Origin of the sequence: Fluviicola sp. (genome assembly GCF_039596355.1) — a bacterium.
Classification (GTDB): Bacteria; Bacteroidota; Bacteroidia; order Flavobacteriales_D; family Crocinitomicaceae; genus Fluviicola.
This window is the reverse complement of sequence record NZ_JBCNJW010000006.1, coordinates 131,526-149,590: the sequence shown is the minus strand read 5'-3', so window position 1 is coordinate 149,590 and position 18,065 is coordinate 131,526. Positions and strand designations below refer to the sequence as shown.

The window sequence follows — 18,065 nt, the reverse complement described above, 5'->3', positions numbered from 1 at the left end:
CGGCCGACCATGAAAATAGCAACATACGCAGTACGCAATTACCAGTTCACGCTGGTGTTGTTTGTCATGGCGATCGCCCTGGGAGTCAACACGCTCCTGACGATGCCGCGAAGCGAAGACCCTACGACCAATTCCCCGATGTTCCCGGTCATTGTGGTTTATCCCGGAACCAGTCCGTCGGACATGGAAGAACTGGTGGTGAAACCACTCGAAAAACAAATCTACAGCCTGGAAAACATCAAGCGGATCAAAACCCAGATCAAAGACGGGATTGCCATCCTGACGGTGGAATACAAATACGAATCGGATGTTGATGAAAAATACCAGGAACTGACGCGGGAAGTCAACGGAATGCGTTCCGAACTCCCGGCTGAAATCCTGAGCATCGAAGTGAAAAAACTCGTTGCTTCTGACGTAAACGTGATCCAAACGGCTTTGATCAGTGAAAATGCATCGCGCAAAAGCCTGAAAAAAACAGCCGAAGATTTACAGGAAGCACTGGAAAAACTCCCTGAACTGAAGAACGTGAAGATTCACGGTTTATCGGACGAACAGGTACGCATTGATTTGAGAACGGACAAACTGGCACAGCTGCACATTCCGCTAAATGCGGTGGTGGGAACATTACAGAGCGAAATTGCGAACATTCCGGGTGGAAGTATCCATGTAGGAACGAAGTCACTGAACGTGAAAACGAGTGGAAACTACGTGTCGCTGGATGAGATTGCCAATACGATTATATACGCTTCGGAAGGAAAGACCATTCCGCTCAAAGATGTGGCGGATGTCTATTATGATTTTTCGGAAACGAAACACATTACGCGCCTCAACGGACACCGCTGTGTGTTCGTAGTAGCAGCACAGAAAGAAGGGTTCAATATTTCGAAAACACAGGAGAAATACCAGCAGGTACTGGATGAGTTTGACAAAAAGATTCCATCCAATATCGATATGGTGACGCATTTTGACCAGGGAGACAATGTAAACAGCCGTTTGGGCGGTTTGGGAGTGGATTTCCTCATCGCAATTTTACTGGTTGCCATCACACTGCTTCCTCTGGGCGGACGTGCATCATTGGTCGTGATGATTTCCATTCCGCTTTCCCTGGCAATCGGTTTGGTATTACTGAACGTCATGGGCTACAACATCAATCAGCTGAGTATTGTGGGATTGGTTGTGGCGCTTGGTTTGCTGGTCGATGACAGCATCGTGGTGGTGGAAAACATCGAACGCTGGCTGCGTGAAGGATATTCGCGAATGGATGCTACCTTGATGGCAACCAAACAAATCGGACTTTCGGTGGTTGGTTGTACGGTGACCTTGATCATTGCCTTTCTGCCGTTGGTTTTCCTGCCGGAAGTTGCCGGAGATTTTATCCGGAGTCTGCCGATGGCGGTAATTGCGAGTGTACTGGCATCCATGCTGGTTTCCCTGACAATCATTCCGTTCCTTTCAAGCCGTTTGCTGAAACAGCATCAGGGACAGCACGACGGAAACATTTTCCTGAGAGCTTTGCAAAAAGCGATTTCCGGAACGTATTCGGTATTGTTGGATAAAGCATTGAAACGACCGATCATTACCTTGTTGGTGGCGGTGGGAATCTTCGCTGGTTCTTTGGCTTTGTTTCCCGTGATCGGTTTCAGTTTGTTCCCGGCATCTGAAAAACCGCAATTCATGGTCAATGTGGTGGCGCCGTTACAGACGAACCTGGAGCACACCAATGAAATTTCAAAATACGTAGAGAAGGAATTGTCCAAAATTCCGGAAATCGAATACTATGCAGCCAATGTCGGAAAGGGAAATCCTCCGGTATACTACAACGTGGCGCAGGAAAACGAGCGTTCGGATTTTGCACAGATTTTTGTTCAGCTGGAAAAACATACGGGAGTAGAGAAGAAGCAGGAAATTTCAGAACACCTGCGGAAAATCTTCAACGAATATCCCGGCGCAAAAATCGAAGTGAAGAATTTCGAACAAGGCCCGCCGATTGTAGCTCCTGTAGAAGTGCGTCTTTCCGGTGATAACCTGGATACCTTGCGTAAGCTGAGCCAGCAGGTAGAGAAATTGCTGAAAGAAACTCCCGGAACCATGTATGTGAACAACCCGGTTGGAAACCTGAAATCGGATTTCAAACTGGTTATTTCGAAAGAAAAAGCGCGTGCACTTGGAATCAACACGGTGGATATTGACCGAACGGTGCGTTTGGCAATTGCCGGAGTGGATTTGGGAACCTTCTCGGATGAAAACAACGACGAATACTCCATGCTGCTCACAACCCATAAGGGGGAACATGCCACTTTGGATGTGTTTAATCAGCTGTACATCAATAATCAGCAGGGAAGAGCGATTTTGCTTTCCCAGATTGCCACGTTGCAGCTGGAAAGTTCGCCGCTTTTCATTAACCATTACAATAAAATCCGGACGGTTTCCGTGAGTGCTTTTGCTCAGAAAGGTGTATTGGTTGATAACCTGATTAAGGATGTCATTACCAGGATGGATCAGCAAAAACTTCCTGACGGATATTCTTACGTCATGGGAGGTGAATACGAATCGCGCAATGAATCGTTCGGCGGATTCAACACCATTATCACGATCACGGTGTTCCTGTTTGTGGCGGTGTTGATCCTGCTCTTCAAGACTTTCAAAAGTACGCTGATTGTATTGTCCGTGATTCCGCTGGGAATTGTTGGTGCAGTGATTGCATTGTGGATGACCGGGAATTCCCTGTCGTTCGTTGCAGTAATCGGTTTAATTGCCCTGGCGGGGATCGAGGTGAAAAACTCCATTTTGCTGGTTGATTTTACCAATCAGTTGCGGGAAGAAGGAAGATCACTTGATGAAGCAATCCGCGAAGCAGGAGAAGTACGCTTCCTGCCGATTGTACTCACATCACTCACGGCAATCGGAGGTTTGATACCAATAGCCATTTCTACCAACCCGTTGATTTCACCTTTGGCGATTGTACTCATCGGAGGGTTGATCAGTTCGACGCTGCTTTCGAGAGTCGTAACACCGATCATTTACCGCTTGATTCCGCCGAAAGTGGACGTGAAAAAAGTAGAAGAAGGCATCTGACCTGTCACGAAAAGCAGTTTGCTGTTCTGAAGCAGGTATACCTGAAAAAGGCTGAGACGGAATTTCTGTTTCAGCCTTTTTTGATAGCACGGAAAACGGTTTTCACAACCAAAAAAAGCAGTCCTTCGAACTGCTTTTCATTTTTTCAATCAACGCTTTTAACGCTCAACGATTACTTTCTTTACGACCTGCTGTCCGCCGGAAATGTATTCGATGTAATAAGTACCGCTTACCGGATCGAGCAATTGAATCTCTGTATCTTGCTGTTCGAAAGGAACCAATCGTCCCTGCTGGTTGCGGATAGCAACAAGCTGCAAATCTTTTTCATACGGAGACAAAGACCAGGTTCCGTTATTCGGATTCGGAAAAACCGAAATCTCTTTCACATTTGTTTTACAGGAAACATAAAACGGATCGTATTCTGTATGCATACCATCTTTATCTACTTGGGTCAAACGATAATAATGATCGTTGTTTTCGGTTGTCGATGGAATTTCAAATTCATACTGATGTGTAACAGAACTGTTACCATGTCCTTTAATGGTACTGATGGTTGTCCAAACCTCAGGAGCTTCCATCCGTTGGATTTCGAAATAGTCATTATTCGCCTCAGACTCCGTGCGCCAGTAAAAACCGATCTGACCGTCGGAACACAAATAGTAGTAATCACTCAGGGTTACGCCCAGCGCGGATGCAGAAATGGTAATGGACGTACAAGCCGTAGTACAGGTTCCTGCCGATTTCACATAATACGTAGTTGTTCCGGGAACTGCAGTAATCAAAACCGGTCCTGTTCCTACAATTGGTCCGTTACAACTTCCGGTTGTCCAGGTATAATTGGCTGCTCCGTTCAGGATGCTTCCGCCAACTTGTGTCAGCATGACGTTCTGCCCGGTTTGCACAAAAATGCTCGAAGCCGTGATCGAAGTAGGGGCCGTATTGGTGAGGAAGCTTCCAGTGATGCGGTATTGTAAGGTGATTCCCCAGGTCACGGTACCGCCACCGCTGCAATTGTCTCCGCTTGCAGTTGCCGTATAGGTCGCAATGTTTGTAAAGGATGTTGCCGTGAGTGCTCCTGCCGGAACTGTGAGTGACTGCCAGCCGGTGTTTGCTTCCGTCAATTCTCCGAAAAACCATCCGTCGTCTTCATAGGCTCTCCATCTGAAAGTAAAGTTCGCAGGAAGTGCACAGTTGTAGTTGCGGGAAGCAAAGGTGTTGTTGACTGTTCTGGTTCCGGGGCAGTTTGCCGTGATAGCATAAGAAGAACTTCCGAGGTTGGTTGTTCCGTCGAGGATTTCGAATTCCCAGACCGGGTCGCTGTCGCCTTGCAAGAAACCGTCCATGTCATCGAGGTTGTTGCTGACGGTTGATATTCGGAATTCGATGGTCGCCTGAGAATACGCGGTAAGCATTCCCAACGCAAAAGTCAGAGAGAGTAAGATACGCATTTGTTAAGAGTTGTGTGTTGTAGTTTCGCGGTTAAAATTAGTCTAATTTCATTCTGATAAACACGGTTTTCAGCCGTGATAGTGCAGAAAAAGATTTGTAGTTCACCTAAAATTGCAGGAAGAATAAGTTAACTGATTGATTGCGATTAAATTGTTCGTTTGAACGATAAAAGAGTCGTTTGGCGTTTTGTTGAAAATAGGTACAAAAAAAAGAGGAATGAACCTCATTCCTCTTTCTGCAATTAAGCTGTTTGGTGCTTGTTGATGGTCTCCAGGACCCCGTCCCAAAGCTGTTTCCGCATTTCCAGCGACTGGATGGAATAGCGCTCGGCCTCTTCCCATTTTACAGGATCGTTTCCGCACAATTCACTGACCATTTGAAGTGCCAGATGACTGTGGTGATCTCCGTCTACCTCGATATGTCTGTCGAGATAAAACTTGAATGTAGCCAGTTGAGTGGGGAATTTAACATTCAAATCGCTCACGATGTTGTGGAACATGTTCGGGATCAAATCCTCTCTTCCGAAAGTGAAAACAGCGGCAATGATGTGCGGTTTATTGGTGGCAATTACTCCGAAAGTAAAACGAAGAAAACGTTTTGCCGCTTCTGGAATATTTACTGTCTCAATAGCCTGTTCAACCGTTTTTCCTTGTTGGATTTCACGAAACAAAGCCTCGATTCCTGCGCGGGAAGCACCGGTTTGCTCCATGGCTTCCAGATACAGTTCGAAATGACTTTTGCGGATTCCGTCACCGTTTCTGACATCTTCTTCTGATGCCAGGTCTGATTCTTCACCACAGACAATTTCATTGATGAGGTAGCGCACTTCGGCAGAACCTACCGGGAACCATGGAACCTGTGTACAGGTCAATTGATTTTGCAGCGCTTTGAGCAATGACATAAAATCCCACACGGCATAAATATGATGTTCCATGAAAGAGCGGATGTCTTCGATGGACTGAATTGCCTGGTAGCTTGGGTGGTTTACCACCTGAGAGCGTACATGGTTCAGGCCGGATTGGATGTGTTCAATTTTTGGATTCATAGATGAATGTTTAATAATAATATGAAATCAAAATACTTTGTGAATACGGTGATGGCTCCAGTAAGAAAGGACTAAAAGTACAAAGACAACCAGAGGAAAGAAGGTGGAGCCTTTCATTCCGTCAACACATGCAAGTGCGTAACATGCAGAGCAAACGTCCAGGAACAGTCCGAAATAGGCCCATTCTTTGATGCGGTTTCCGAAAAAAGGTAACAATATTACCACTGCTCCGATTGCTTTCAGGATTCCAAGTTCCCAGTGAAACCACAGAGGAAGTCCCAGGTGCTTGGTTCCTTCCAGTGCAAAAGGCTGGTTGAGGAAAAAGACTCCCGGAATGATGAACAAACCGATCAAAGCGGTGCTCACCCAAAAGGTAATTTTTGCTGCTTTCATAGGCACTATGTGTTGAGTTTAGAAAAATCCATGTACAACCCGTTCCAGCGGTGACCGTCAGGATCTGCAAATGCGAAACCGTACATCCAGCCCTGGTTTTCTGCAGGTTCGGAAAAAACGTGTCCACCTGACTGCTTCACCTTGTGAGCCAGCTCATCAATTTCTGCTCTGCTTTCCGCATCAAAAGAAATGAGCATTTGTGCTGTACTTTGGGTATCATTCATTGGCAAACCACCGTTGACATGCTTGAAAATGGATTCTGCAAAGAGCATCACCACGGTTTTTCCAACCAGGAAACAAGCTCTTTCTCCCGGAGCAGATTGTTCCGGTTTGAGTGTAAATCCGATTGCTGAAAAGAAGGCTTGAGACACTTCTACATCCCGAACAGGCAGGTTGAGCCAAATTTCTTTTGTCATTTTATTCAGTTAAGAGTGGTAAAATTAAAACTACTTAGGCTGAAATTAGGTATAAAAAGCACTTTTCGGCAATTAAAAAATGTCCTGCGCAGGTTTCAGTGAGTGATTAGACATTTCCTGTTAGTATGATTTGATGCTCTTGCTGTGGAAATTCCGGTGGATCGATCTTTTCGAAAATTCTGTTTCAGGATTTTTTTTGGTGCTACTTGTTTTAAGTACATAACTTCCTTCGTGAGGCGTCTCAAAATTGGTGTTCCGATTTCCAAGGATCGAGGCTTTGATTGATCCGATCTATTTTAGGATAGCACTTTTCCGAAAAAGAAAGGATGTATACTGATTCTTCTGATTTCGAATCAAAATACCGGGAAGGAAAATCCTTTGTATTTAGTAATATTGTGGCGGAAAGGCTTGCGTCTACAACAATTAACAGATCGGTCAACCTACTGTTTGAAACATCTCATGCGGTGTTTTTGAGGTTTAAACTGTTTAAAATTAATGTTATAACTGTATGAAAATCACTTTTACAACCATTCAACTAGCTGCGGCTCTTTTGTTGTCGCAACAGGCAGCAGCCCAGGAAACCTGGATTAAGGTAGAAGCCGGGACCGAATTTTCAATCGCACTGAAATCAGATCATTCGCTTTGGGCATGGGGAAATAATGCCAACGGACAATTGGGAATTGGCAGTACCAATTCTCAAACGGATCCGGTTCAGATCGGAACGGATACCGACTGGAAATCCATATCGACCGGTGCTTTTCACGCGGTAGCCGTAAAAAATGACGGAACCTTGTGGGCCTGGGGATTGAACAGTGTTGGTCAGTTGGGACAGGGAAATGCAACCGGTCAGCAAAACGCTCCGGTTCAGATCGGAACAGACACCAACTGGAAGGAAGTATATGCAGGACAAGGGCATTCCATTGCCTTGAAAGCGGATAGCACAATCTGGGGTTGGGGATTTAATACCAACGGACAATTGGGACTGGGAAATACCGCCAATCAAACGGCTCCTGTCCAGATCGGGACACAACACAACTGGATGGCTGTTTCCTGCGGAGGAGCACACACGCTTGCCCTGGCATCGGATCACACGCTCTGGACATTCGGAGTCAATGCAACCGGGCAGTTGGGAGATGGTTCTACCACAGAACATGACTCTCCTGTGCAAATAGGGATGGATACGGACTGGATCGAAATTGCGGCAGGTTTTGAATATTCCCTTGGAAGAAAACAAGACGGAACCATCTGGGCATGGGGATTTAACGGAAATGGTCAGCTTGGAATCGGGAATACCTCTACCAGTTATGTTCCTGTTCAGATCGGGAGCGATCAAAACTGGATCGCTATTGAAGCCGGATCTACTTTCGGATTTGCCATTAATTCCGATCACGCATTGTTTAGCTGGGGATTCAACGGTAACGGTCAGCTTGGGATCGGTACTACCACGCAGCAAGCGAGCCCGGTTCAGGTTGGTATGGACCTGGATTGGATAGACATTTCAGGAGCGGCAGGTGCAATCAGTGGACAAGCAGTGTATGGAATGCATGCGCTGGGATTGCATGGCGATCAGTATGCTATTTGTGGAACCGGTGCAAACTACGCCGGGCAATTGGGAGATAATACAACAAGTCAGCAGGATGAGTTTGAGTGTGTCACAGGAACATTAAACCTGGGAGTAAACGAGCAAACATTCCTTCCTGATTTGATCGTCACTCCAAACCCTTCCGATGGAATTTTTACGGTGAAAATTGAGAATCAAACCAATGGAAAACAAACATTCCGGGTGGTGAGTACAGCGGGACAGTTGATCTCCACGTCTGAAATCAATCAACTTCAATTCGACATGAATCTGAGCCACCTGGAGAAAGGTGTTTACATGCTGGTATTGGAAAATGAATCCGGATCCCTTACCAAACGGGTAGTGATTGAGTAAGTATTGGTGATCAGAATAAGTTGAATTCCTGTGTAGAAATCAGCGTGTTTCTACACAGGAATTAGAAGCAAGGTGTTTTGTACGGAAATTCCGGTGATTTGAATTTTTCTTTTGTTGCCAGTAAATCAAATCTGTTCAAAGGGTTCAATGTGAACTTTTCAACCGTTGAACGATTTCAGCAGTGTTCGTTCTTTCGTCGCGAATAAAGTCCGTCGGCACATATCGTTCACTCTGTACTGCTAAAATAAAACCGGTTTACCGGTATTATTTGCGTTTGGCCGTAAAATTTCCATTTGGCTGCTGGAATGTCACAGCTGTCGATTTTCCGTTTTCCACAGTGAATTTTACACTGTAGCCCTTGGCAATAACCAGGTCAAAGGTGTCATTTCCGACAGAAACCGTTTCGTAGTCCGGTTGTCCCGGAACCAATACCATCAGGGTTTTGTCTTTCAGGTAAATTTTGATGGTTGCACCTTCCAGGTTGTACTCCCCGACATATTTTGCCAGTTCGTCATTTGAAATCGCCACTTTCGGGTTGCCGCGCGTGAAAACCGTGTTTTTACCGGGTTCATCGAGTTGCATGGAAATACTTTCGATCTTTCCGTCATTGGCAGAAGCAAAATTGATCAGGAATTTAGATTCCGAATCGGGATCAGCGTTTTCGTCTTTTTTTACCGTTTCAATATCGAATACATCGTAGTGGTAATGCTTCAACCACACTTTTTCACCGCCAATGACCGATTTCAAGGTGTCATTTTCCAGTACGATCGTGAAATCACAGAAAGCAGGATTGGAGTAAAAACCGGCATAATCTTTCAACGGATGAGAAGGTTTGGTTCCTTTTACCTGGATGGAATCTCCTTTGTTCACATTTTTTCCGGCAGCAGCTACCATTGCATCGATTTCCTTTTTAACGTCTGCATTCCACGGAATTGGCGTCAGGGCAAACAATTTGTCGGCAATGATACTGCGAACGGTTTCAGGAACCGCAGACGCGTTTTGGTTTACCAGCACCACAATTCCGATGGAATCGCTTGGGAAAAATGCCACGTTTGCAGAGAATCCGTCGATGTTTCCACCGTGTTCTACCAGGTAGTGTCCGCGGTAAGATTCCAGCATCCAGCCCAACCCGTAGTTGGAGAATTGAATGTCCGGGTGTTCGCCCGGTCTTCCTCCGCTGATCACCATTTGGGAACTGGAAGCCGCTCTGATATAAGATTCCGGGATGATTTCCTGTCCTTTGAATTTCCCACCCATGATCCAGGTAGAAACCCAGTTTGCCATGTCGTTCGAACAGGAATTGATGCTTCCTGCAGGTCCCATTCCGTTGATGTTGTAATAATCAACTTTTTTAATGTTGAATTTGCTGTCGAAAGAATAGGGAAGAGAAACGTCCGCATCCTTTTTGGTCAGTTCGATGTCGGTGTTGCTGCGTGTCATTTTCAACGGAGCAAAAAAGCGCTCCTGGATGTTTTGTTCCCAGGTTTTCTCCGTAATTCTTTCTGCAATCATTCCTTGAGCAAGGAACATCCAGTTGTTGTACTGCCATTTTTCACGCAGTTTCGCATTGGGTTCCATGTATTTCACACGCTGGATCATGCTGTCGCGGTTCGCAGAATTGAACAGGTACCAGGAATAATCGAAACGGGAAAGCCCGGTTCGGTGGCACATCATATCGCGGATTGTGATCCCGGTGTTCATGTAATCGTATTTGAAGCTGAGTTGTGGCAAATGTTTGGTTGCCAGGTCATCCAGTTTTAACTTGCCTTCTTTTTCCAATTGCCCGAGAATGGCAGCAGTAAATGCTTTACTCGACGAACCGATCGCAAAAAGCGTATGGGGAGTTACTGGTTTCTTGTTTGCAAGATCGCGGTAACCAAATCCCTTGTTTAACAAAATCTGGTCTTTGTAGACAACAGCGACGGAAAAGCCGGCAGCTTTCTGATCAGCCAGCACTTTTTCCAGCTCTTTCTCAATTCCGGCAAGCCGTTTGGCATAATCCGGCTTCTTTTCTTTGGTCTGTGCAATGGCGGTCGTAAGGCAGGAAGTCGTCAGTAAAAGGGTAAAGATTTTTTTCATAGTTAAGATCTGTTTGTTTCAGGTAAATGTAAGAAACTTGCAGTAATAACTTCCCGGATATTGGGATTGGTGGCTCAAAACAAGGACAAAAAGAACGGACAGCATGTGAGTGTTTCAGTATGCTGTCCGGGAGTAATTTGATACGTATTTCGGTTTTCGGGATTTATTTCCCGATCCATTCGCTGCATGTGAGTACGTCGGCCTGGCGTGGAAATACTTTGTTGAGCAATACGGAGTGAACTTCCGGATCGCCATCAAAACAGCAATCTGACAGCACCGTGAGCTTGTAATCCTTGTCCGCAGCTTCCCGTACGGTAGATAAAACCACACCGCTGGTTGAAACTCCCGCCAAAATGAGGTGTTGAATATGCTGGGCCCTGAACAGCATTTCCAGGTCGTTTCCTGCAAAAGCGCTGATGCGTCGTTTGGTGATGATCCATTCGTCTTCACGCGGATGGAGTTCCGGAGTCAGGCGCATGAAATCTTCCGGGTTTACATTCGCATACAAGTGTTTTGAAGCACCGAACATTTTATTGATCGGGTTGATTTCCGGTGCTCCGGCACGAAAACCAACGCGGATGTAAAAGACCGGGAGTTGTTGTTCACGCGCATGGTCAATTGCTTTCAGTACATTCGGAATGATAGCGGTAGTTTCCGGGTATCGGCTCAGAATGGCCGGTTGAAAGTCCATGACCAGCAACGCGGATTGAAGAGAAGTGTTTTCCATGAGGATTATCTTGTTTTAAAGGGTTTCAATGAGTTGGTCTTCGACCGTTTCCAAGACTTGTTTGTCTTTCTTTTTCAATTTATCGGCACGCAGGTTATTGGAAAAAATCACGCCGATCAGCAGGGCAATGAATCCCTGAACCAAAATAGTGTTGGCCGGACCAATTCTTTGAGAAGCGGCACCGACGAGCAAACTTCCCAGCGGCAGCATTCCGAAAATGGCCATTGCCAGGAAACTAATAATCCGTCCGCGCATCACTGCATCGGAATGTACCTGGATCAGTGTAATACAGATGGTGGTTTGTGTCATACCGCCAAATCCAGCCATGATCGCGAAGATCATTGCAACCGGAAAATAGGTGATATGTGAGAAGCAAATCAGTCCGAAGCCCAATACAAAGGTATTGATCAGCAGGATGTATTTCAGGTCAGTTCCGGGTTTTAGCGAAGCGAGGAAAAGTGTCGAGCAAATAGCGCCGAAACCGATAAAACTGCTGATAAGTCCAAAGGTACTTGCATTTCCATGGAACGTGATTTTGGCAAAAACAGGAATCAGCGTATCATACGGCATCACAAATAAACTCATGCTGATCAGTAACAACAGAATGACACTGAGCGTGGGATGGTTTTTCAGGTAATTGAATCCTTCTACCAACTCGGCAACCACTTTCTTTTTCTCGGTTTTCGGTTTGTATTCCGGTAATTTCAACAGGAACAGGGAAATCAATACGGCTGCAAAACTGATTGTATTGATCAGGAAACAGATTCCTGCGCCCCAAAATTCCAGCGTAATGCCTGAAAGTGCCGGACCGAGTAAGCGGGCCAAATTCACCATCGCGGAATTCAGCGCAATGGCATTCGGAAGTTCTTCCTTGTCTTTCACCAGGTCGTTTACCAAAGGCTGACGTGCGGGAACATCAAAGGCATTGATGATTCCCAGGAAAGTTGTCAGCACGATGACCATCCAGATCGAATAATGATCGGTTAAAACCAGGATGGTGAGGACGAGCGACTGGATCATGGAAGCTCCCTGCGTAATAAAAAGTACTTTGTGCCGGTTGAAGCGGTCTGAAACAACGCCGCCGAAAACGGATAAGAGGAAGGACGGAAAAAGCGATGCAAAAATCGTCAGTCCAAGCATGAAGGTGGAGTGGGTTTGACTGTAAACCAGCCAGCTGATGGCGGTTCGCTGCATCCAGGTCCCGATTTGGGAAACGGACTGACCGGCAAAGAAAATGCGGTAGTTCCGGTTTTGGAACGAACGAAACATGCTGATTTGTCGAAGAGATTTCATGCCGGAAAGAGGTTATTCGTGGTGTTTGTGTTTGAAATGACTTCCGAGAAAAATACTCCCCAGGCACACTGCCCCGAAGAAAATGGCAAGAGAAAGCCAGTTGTCGGCTGACAGGTGAGCACATTTGAATAAAACCGCACCGATCAGCATGTTGATCAATCCCCAGATCACATTCAATACCGGTGAAGACAGTCCTTTTCCGGACGGATTGGAAAAAGGTGTAGGAAACTTGTTTCCCTGGATTCCCGCCGCATAGTGCGGAACCGAGTTGACCAGGAACAATGCAGACCAGAATCCGCTGACATAGTGATACCATTCCATAGTGTATGTATTAATTGAAGTTTGCTAGTTTTTGCAAAGCAGGAATTGCCTTTTTCAGCGATTCGAGGTCTGCTTCGTCCAATGATTTTTCAAACGCCTGGATCAGCCACAGATCGCGTTCGTGACGGGTTTTTTGTACCATTTCTTCTCCGAACGGGGTGATGTAGATCCATACTTTCCGCTTGTCTGTTTGCGAAGGCACTTTGCTGATAATACCCTGTTTTTCCAGTTTGGAAAGAATTTGCGACATGGATTGCGTCGTAATCCGGGTAATTCGTGCCAGCTCCGTGGGAAGAATCCCCGAACTTTTTAGTACCAAGCCGATGGTTTGCAGTTCGGTAGTGGAATAACCTGTCGATTCCGCCAGTTCTTTTCTCAGGCCTTTGTGCAGGGTTGTAATCGCGATGCGCAGTGCAGAAGCTAATTCAGTTGTATTCATTTATGAAAGTTAACTTGTTAGTTTACCTTACAAAATTACAACAAAAATGAATCTCAACTCTTTTTGAGGAGAAATCTCTTTGTTAAAAGATGTTTGGTGCTATTCTGAATAGTTCAATAGTTTAATATTGAGTTTTAACCTTTTGGGCCCATTGAATTTTTCTGCTTGCTTAAATTCGCTTGAACAGCGTACTAAAGAGTTGATTTACTTACTGAGAAGCGTGATTTGTTCGATCAGCTGTTCGAGTTCGTTCAGGCTGCTTTCCTGGTTGCTTGTCTGTGCGATGTGAACCAATAGGCCTTCTTCCAGCTCGTTGCACGAAATGATTTGTTCTTTACAGTAGAAATGTTCTTCGGGAATATAGAAAAAGAACCAGTTAACCGGTTTTCCGAGAAATAGCCCGGCCCGTTTCTGCATGTCACTTTCCCGGAATCCGTAATCGCGGTAGTTGGCGTAAGGATGGTGTCCGTTATAGAGCGTAATATTCGTCCAGTTGGTATCGGAATACGGACGGTATTTCTGGATTTTGAAAACCTGGAAATCGTATTTCTGGTCGATGGTTACCACATAATTTTCCGGCAGTTGAAAATGGAATTGTTTGTCTGTTCCGAAAATGGGATGATCTTCCGTATGGGCATTCAGGTTGATCTGCCGGATTCCCGGAGCCAGTGTTTGAAATACGTTCTCGCTGAGTTTCTGAAACTGGTCTTTCCACTTAAACGCGGCAGGATTGATCAGGGCATACACGCGAAACAGCGTATTGTCCGGAGTTTTTACGATCAAACTGTTCAGTAAAATGGCATCCTGAGTCGAGTCCAGTGAAGTGGGTGTTGAAAGAACCGAATACAGGTTGTTCCGATCGGTAAGTACGCGTGAAACGAGTCCGTCTTTTTGGTTGTCCGCTGCAATTTTTTCAAATAAGTGGTCTTCGCTGAGAGCAAATAATTCCTGTACAAAGAAAACGAGCCGCATATCGTTGATATCGAGAATAATCCGCGTTTCTTCATTGGCATTGCGGTCTGCCGACATGATATCCACTTCCCGCTGAATGTTGTTTGCCTTTGTCGGAAAGGAGAAAATGGCTTTTCCGTTCAGTACAGACAACTGCTTGGTAAGCTGCATGGTATCGGGTCTTTGTGCAAAGGAAACAGCTGCCAGTAACGAAAAATAGCTGAGTACTATGGGAATGAAGAGCGTTTTCATGTGTTTTGTTTGAAGAACTACCTGGTGAAAATAAGGATATTGTTCCGAAGAAGTTACAGCAAATGCGATCTCTTGTGTGTGTTCCACAAATCATGTATACTTCGCCGTGAATTCAGTTGAGCGATTCCGCAGATGATGCATTTAGCTACTTGCACTTAAAACCACATAGTATGTATTGCGGGATCTGCGAAATTTGAGGGCTAAAAATTACCCCATTAATTTGCCGGTTGAAAATTATCAAAGTTGAACCCGTCTGTTTGGAAATACAGTTCCCCCGATTGGATTAAATGATCGTTTTTGGTGATGTTGCAGCGGGCAACTTCCACATAATTTCCATGTGTAGCCGAACTCATGGAGCAGGTTTTTCCGCGAATGGTCAGTTCTATCTGAATGGCTCCGACTTTCGCAGCAAATCCAGGTTCGTACGGAAAGGTTTTGATCGCTTCCTTAAACGTTTTCAATTGTTTTCCATCCAGGTAAAAAGTCCCTGAATTGTTACTCATGCGAACTTGTTCAATGGCATCGGCCTCCATTAAATCACCCAGTAAGATGGTTTTCTTGTTCGTGCAGGCCGAATGAGAAAGAAGGAACAAAAACAAGATCGGGAACAGGCGCATTTTCATCATGACGGAATTCAGATAGAAGTTATAAAAATACACAATCGCTACCTCTTGTAAACCACTTTTTTTGCAAGCACTTTTTGCGGTTCTTCATCTTGGTAGAATTTGCCGGATAGATTAATGACCAGTACTGCTTTGTTTTTGGAGTATTCAAGAATTTCGATGGTTCCCTCAAGCGGTTTGTAGGGTTGGTCAAATGTCCAGATGCTTGCGTAGGATGCACTTGCAGTGATTTCGTTAAGGGGCAATGTGAATTGTTTTTGTGCCGCAAGCACACTTTTTGGAATAGCGATGCGGACCTCTTTGGTATATTCTTCGTCAATGACTCCCGGTTCGTTGTAGAAATAGTTGTAATAAAAGAAAACGGTGTCTTTTTGGTCTACCCATTTTGTCTTTTCCGTTCCATACTTCTCCTCAAAGTTAACCAGTGTTCTTTCCAACGTTCTGCAATCCCAGCTCCAGGTCAATTTCTCTCCGAATGCCTTTTTCAATTTCTCCGGATGATCAACCAGCGTTTTACAAATCCGGAGATCTTCCAGGGAAGGACTGTCTTTGAGTGTTTCGGGAAGTTTGGTAATCTGCGTATTGTCCAGGTACAGGCTTTTCAGTTCAGTCAGATGGACAATGCTTTCGGGGAGTGCAGTCAAACCGGTATTATCCGACAAATCCAGTGCTCTTAAATGAATCAGGTTTTTGATAGCCGGATCAATTTGTACCAGGTTGTTAGCTTCCAGGCTCAGGACATTTAATGCTTGCAGCTGGAAAAGTTCCACCGGTAAATCCTTCAGGTCATTGCTGGAAAGGTACAATTCCCGAAGGTTCTGTAACTGACCAATGCTTCGCGGAAGCTGTTCCAGGCTACTGCCCCATAAGCTCAGTTTTTTCAGGTTGGTGAGGTTTCCGATGTGTTCCGGAATCTTTTTGGTTCTGCACCAGTAGCAATCCAGGTTTTCAAGCTGCGTCAGCGCGACGAGTTCGTCCGGAAATTCAATGGATTGCGACCAGTTGGTCGATAATGCAAGTGTTTGCAGATTTTTTAGTTTTCCGATCTCTTTCGGTAATTCCTGGATGCGTGATTTATTGATTTCAAGGAAACGAAGCTCCGCCAGGTTTCCGATTTCGCCGGGCAGGAATGTGTCGTTATAGTAGTCATAAGAAAGACTTTGCAACTGCGACAGTTTGGCAATTTCGCGCATAACCCGGTAAGAAGAATCTGCTAGTGATCCGAGGACTTTGAGTGTCCGGAGGTGCTTTAACCCCGAAATTCCATTTTCCACCGAGCCAAAACGTCCGGATGAAATCGTTAAGTCTTCCAGTTTTTCCAGGCGACTTAATTTTTCTATTCCACCAGGGATGTCGAATCCTTTCAGGTCTCTGAGATAAAGTGTTTTCAACTGCTGCATGCGGACAATGTCTTCCGGAAAACGTTCCAGCTGCGTTTCGTATAATCCCAGTTCTTTCAACGAAGTAATCCTGAAAATAGCGTAGGGAAATGCGCTGTTGTAACCGCCGAAATGAAATTCGTCCAGGTTCAGTTTTTCCAGTGATTGGGGAAAAGATTGAAATATGTTTCCGCCGATACTTAAGTCGCGCAGTTGTGCCAAATTGCCGATCTCTTCCGGAAGGCTTGTTAAGTAGTTGTAGTGCAGGTTGAGTTTTTCAAGCGCTTTCAATGAACCGATTGTAGTGGGTAGTTCTGTCAGTTTATTACTGGAGATCAGCAGTGTTTTCAAGGCTTTCAGCTCTCCGATTTCTTTTGGAAGCGCTGTGATCTTATTGGATGACAAATCCAGGTATTCCAACTGCTGGAGTTGTTTGATTTCGGGCGAAACCTGGTAGATGTCATTTAGTTCCAGTTTGAGGTATTTCAACTGTGGGAGCAAACGGATTTCTTTTGGAACTTCTGTCAGATTGCAGGCATATAGCTCAAGGGAATCGAGTTGGGGTAGTTTTGAAAGCAGCGTAAACAACTTGGGTAGATCGAAATCTTTGTGCCAGCCAAAACTGATTTTGTTCAGGTTGACACATTTTTGGAGGTCTCCCGGTAATTCTTTGGAATGGCTGTATTTGGTTTGATTCCCCAGGTACAGGCTTTTAACGTCCAATGGATGCTTCAGTGCTTCATCGAGGTCAGAAAAGTGGCTTTGTTGTCCGAAACAGGTGCCCAGCGAAAACAGCAGGACAAGCAACAGCAAGGTTCGTCTCATGGTTTAGTCATTTATCGGGTATGCCGGAAAATTAATAAAAGTGCTGAAGCGGAAGTGAATGGAATGAATATTTCACCGGAAGAAATGTGAATAGGGGAGTTTGGGATGAGTTTTTGATGGAAATGATGCGGGAATATAGGCTCCTGGACTTAAATCAACCGCAAAGGCATAAAGAACGCGAAGGAGCATTACTTGAAAACATCCCCGGTTGTAATATAACACATTAACCAATTAGTCTGCGGGAGATAAAAGTGTGTTGCAATTCTTGTGTAAAACAAATAACAGAGAGTAAGGTTTTTTGTATTTGTAAACTTCGACCGATAACCGGGAATTCATTTCCTTCGCTTTTTCACGCTTTTGTTAGCCCATCCAGTGTTTTTAGAATTGTCGGGATGCGAAACTCTCCGTCCAGGTTGCGGATTTTTTCAAGCGCTTCATCCACATCGATTCCAATAGCTGTAATATAAAGCGGATTGGCACTTTTTCCGCGCAGCAAAGGACGTTTGAGTTGGTCGATGCTTGCAAAATTGGTTTTCGCCACACCGATCACCGGGATTTTTTGTTCCAAATGGTTATACAGATGCCCGCCTAATCCCAGTTTGTAATCATCGTCGAGGAATACAAAACCATCAATGATAATTGCTTCTATTTGTTCCGGGTTCATCGCTTTCAGCAAACTTAGAATGCACGGAAGTTCCCGTTTGTAGAATTCGCCCGGAGTATATGCCGCGCTATGTTTGATCGTTTCCGAAAACACGTCGAATTGCAAACTGGAATTCCAGTCGTTGAACGTAACGCACACTGTTTTTGCCTGATTGTCGAAATAGAAGGTGTCAAATGCCAGGATCATGAATTCAATTGATTG

Annotated in this window: 15 protein-coding genes; 2 read left to right on the top strand and 13 right to left on the bottom strand. The window is 45.1% G+C overall.

Annotated elements, in window-relative coordinates:
* Positions 1 to 9: 9 nt before the first annotated feature.
* Complete coding sequence (locus ABDV94_RS12980; RefSeq protein WP_343747620.1) at positions 10 to 3,075, top strand: efflux RND transporter permease subunit; 3,066 nt, start codon at positions 10 to 12, stop codon at positions 3,073 to 3,075.
* Between the two features lie 158 nt (positions 3,076 to 3,233).
* On the opposite strand, the gene ABDV94_RS12975 is transcribed toward ABDV94_RS12980, so the two are convergent.
* The 4 genes from ABDV94_RS12975 to ABDV94_RS12960 form a co-directional block, all read right to left on the bottom strand.
* Positions 3,234 to 4,523, bottom strand: a complete 1,290-nt coding sequence (locus ABDV94_RS12975) for a T9SS type A sorting domain-containing protein (RefSeq protein ID WP_343747619.1) — start codon at positions 4,521 to 4,523, stop codon at positions 3,234 to 3,236.
* Positions 4,524 to 4,765: 242 nt separating this feature from the next.
* Positions 4,766 to 5,569: a DUF3050 domain-containing protein gene (locus ABDV94_RS12970; RefSeq protein ID WP_343747618.1), complete on the bottom strand. Its 804-nt coding sequence runs from the start codon at positions 5,567 to 5,569 to the stop codon at positions 4,766 to 4,768.
* Between the two features lie 27 nt (positions 5,570 to 5,596).
* Positions 5,597 to 5,962: a DoxX family protein gene (locus ABDV94_RS12965; RefSeq protein WP_343747617.1), complete on the bottom strand. Its 366-nt coding sequence runs from the start codon at positions 5,960 to 5,962 to the stop codon at positions 5,597 to 5,599.
* Between the two features lie 5 nt (positions 5,963 to 5,967).
* Entirely contained in the window at positions 5,968 to 6,378 is a 411-nt protein-coding gene (locus ABDV94_RS12960; RefSeq protein WP_343747616.1) for a VOC family protein, read from the bottom strand.
* A 508-nt stretch (positions 6,379 to 6,886) separates the two neighbouring features.
* On the opposite strand from ABDV94_RS12960, the gene ABDV94_RS12955 reads away from it, so the two are divergent.
* Positions 6,887 to 8,311: a T9SS type A sorting domain-containing protein gene (locus ABDV94_RS12955; RefSeq protein ID WP_343747615.1), complete on the top strand. Its 1,425-nt coding sequence runs from the start codon at positions 6,887 to 6,889 to the stop codon at positions 8,309 to 8,311.
* 264 nt (positions 8,312 to 8,575) lie between these two features.
* On the opposite strand, the gene ABDV94_RS12950 is transcribed toward ABDV94_RS12955, so the two are convergent.
* From ABDV94_RS12950 to ABDV94_RS12910, 9 genes are all read right to left on the bottom strand, one after another.
* Positions 8,576 to 10,390 (bottom strand): serine hydrolase, encoded by a 1,815-nt coding sequence (locus tag ABDV94_RS12950; RefSeq protein ID WP_343747614.1) that lies wholly within the window; start codon positions 10,388 to 10,390, stop codon positions 8,576 to 8,578.
* A gap of 163 nt (positions 10,391 to 10,553) precedes the next feature.
* The gene (locus ABDV94_RS12945; protein WP_343747613.1) at positions 10,554 to 11,117 is read right to left on the bottom strand and encodes an isochorismatase family cysteine hydrolase; all 564 of its coding nucleotides are present in this window, start codon (positions 11,115 to 11,117) and stop codon (positions 10,554 to 10,556) included.
* 15 nt (positions 11,118 to 11,132) lie between these two features.
* A complete protein-coding gene (locus ABDV94_RS12940) occupies positions 11,133 to 12,410 on the bottom strand; it encodes an MFS transporter (protein WP_343747612.1) in 1,278 nt (425 codons plus the stop codon).
* A gap of 12 nt (positions 12,411 to 12,422) precedes the next feature.
* Positions 12,423 to 12,731 (bottom strand): hypothetical protein, encoded by a 309-nt coding sequence (locus ABDV94_RS12935; protein WP_343747611.1) that lies wholly within the window; start codon positions 12,729 to 12,731, stop codon positions 12,423 to 12,425.
* 10 nt (positions 12,732 to 12,741) lie between these two features.
* A complete protein-coding gene (locus ABDV94_RS12930) occupies positions 12,742 to 13,170 on the bottom strand; it encodes a MarR family winged helix-turn-helix transcriptional regulator (protein WP_343747610.1) in 429 nt (142 codons plus the stop codon).
* Between the two features lie 204 nt (positions 13,171 to 13,374).
* Positions 13,375 to 14,373 carry a hypothetical protein gene (locus tag ABDV94_RS12925; RefSeq protein ID WP_343747609.1) on the bottom strand — a complete coding sequence of 333 codons (999 nt, stop codon included), beginning with the start codon at positions 14,371 to 14,373 and terminating at the stop codon, positions 13,375 to 13,377.
* A gap of 215 nt (positions 14,374 to 14,588) precedes the next feature.
* Positions 14,589 to 14,999: a hypothetical protein gene (locus ABDV94_RS12920; protein WP_343747608.1), complete on the bottom strand. Its 411-nt coding sequence runs from the start codon at positions 14,997 to 14,999 to the stop codon at positions 14,589 to 14,591.
* Between the two features lie 38 nt (positions 15,000 to 15,037).
* Entirely contained in the window at positions 15,038 to 17,200 is a 2,163-nt protein-coding gene (locus ABDV94_RS12915; protein WP_343747607.1) for a hypothetical protein, read from the bottom strand.
* Positions 17,201 to 17,549: 349 nt separating this feature from the next.
* Entirely contained in the window at positions 17,550 to 18,050 is a 501-nt protein-coding gene (locus tag ABDV94_RS12910; RefSeq protein ID WP_343747606.1) for an endonuclease V, read from the bottom strand.
* Between the last annotated feature and the right edge of the window lie 15 nt (positions 18,051 to 18,065).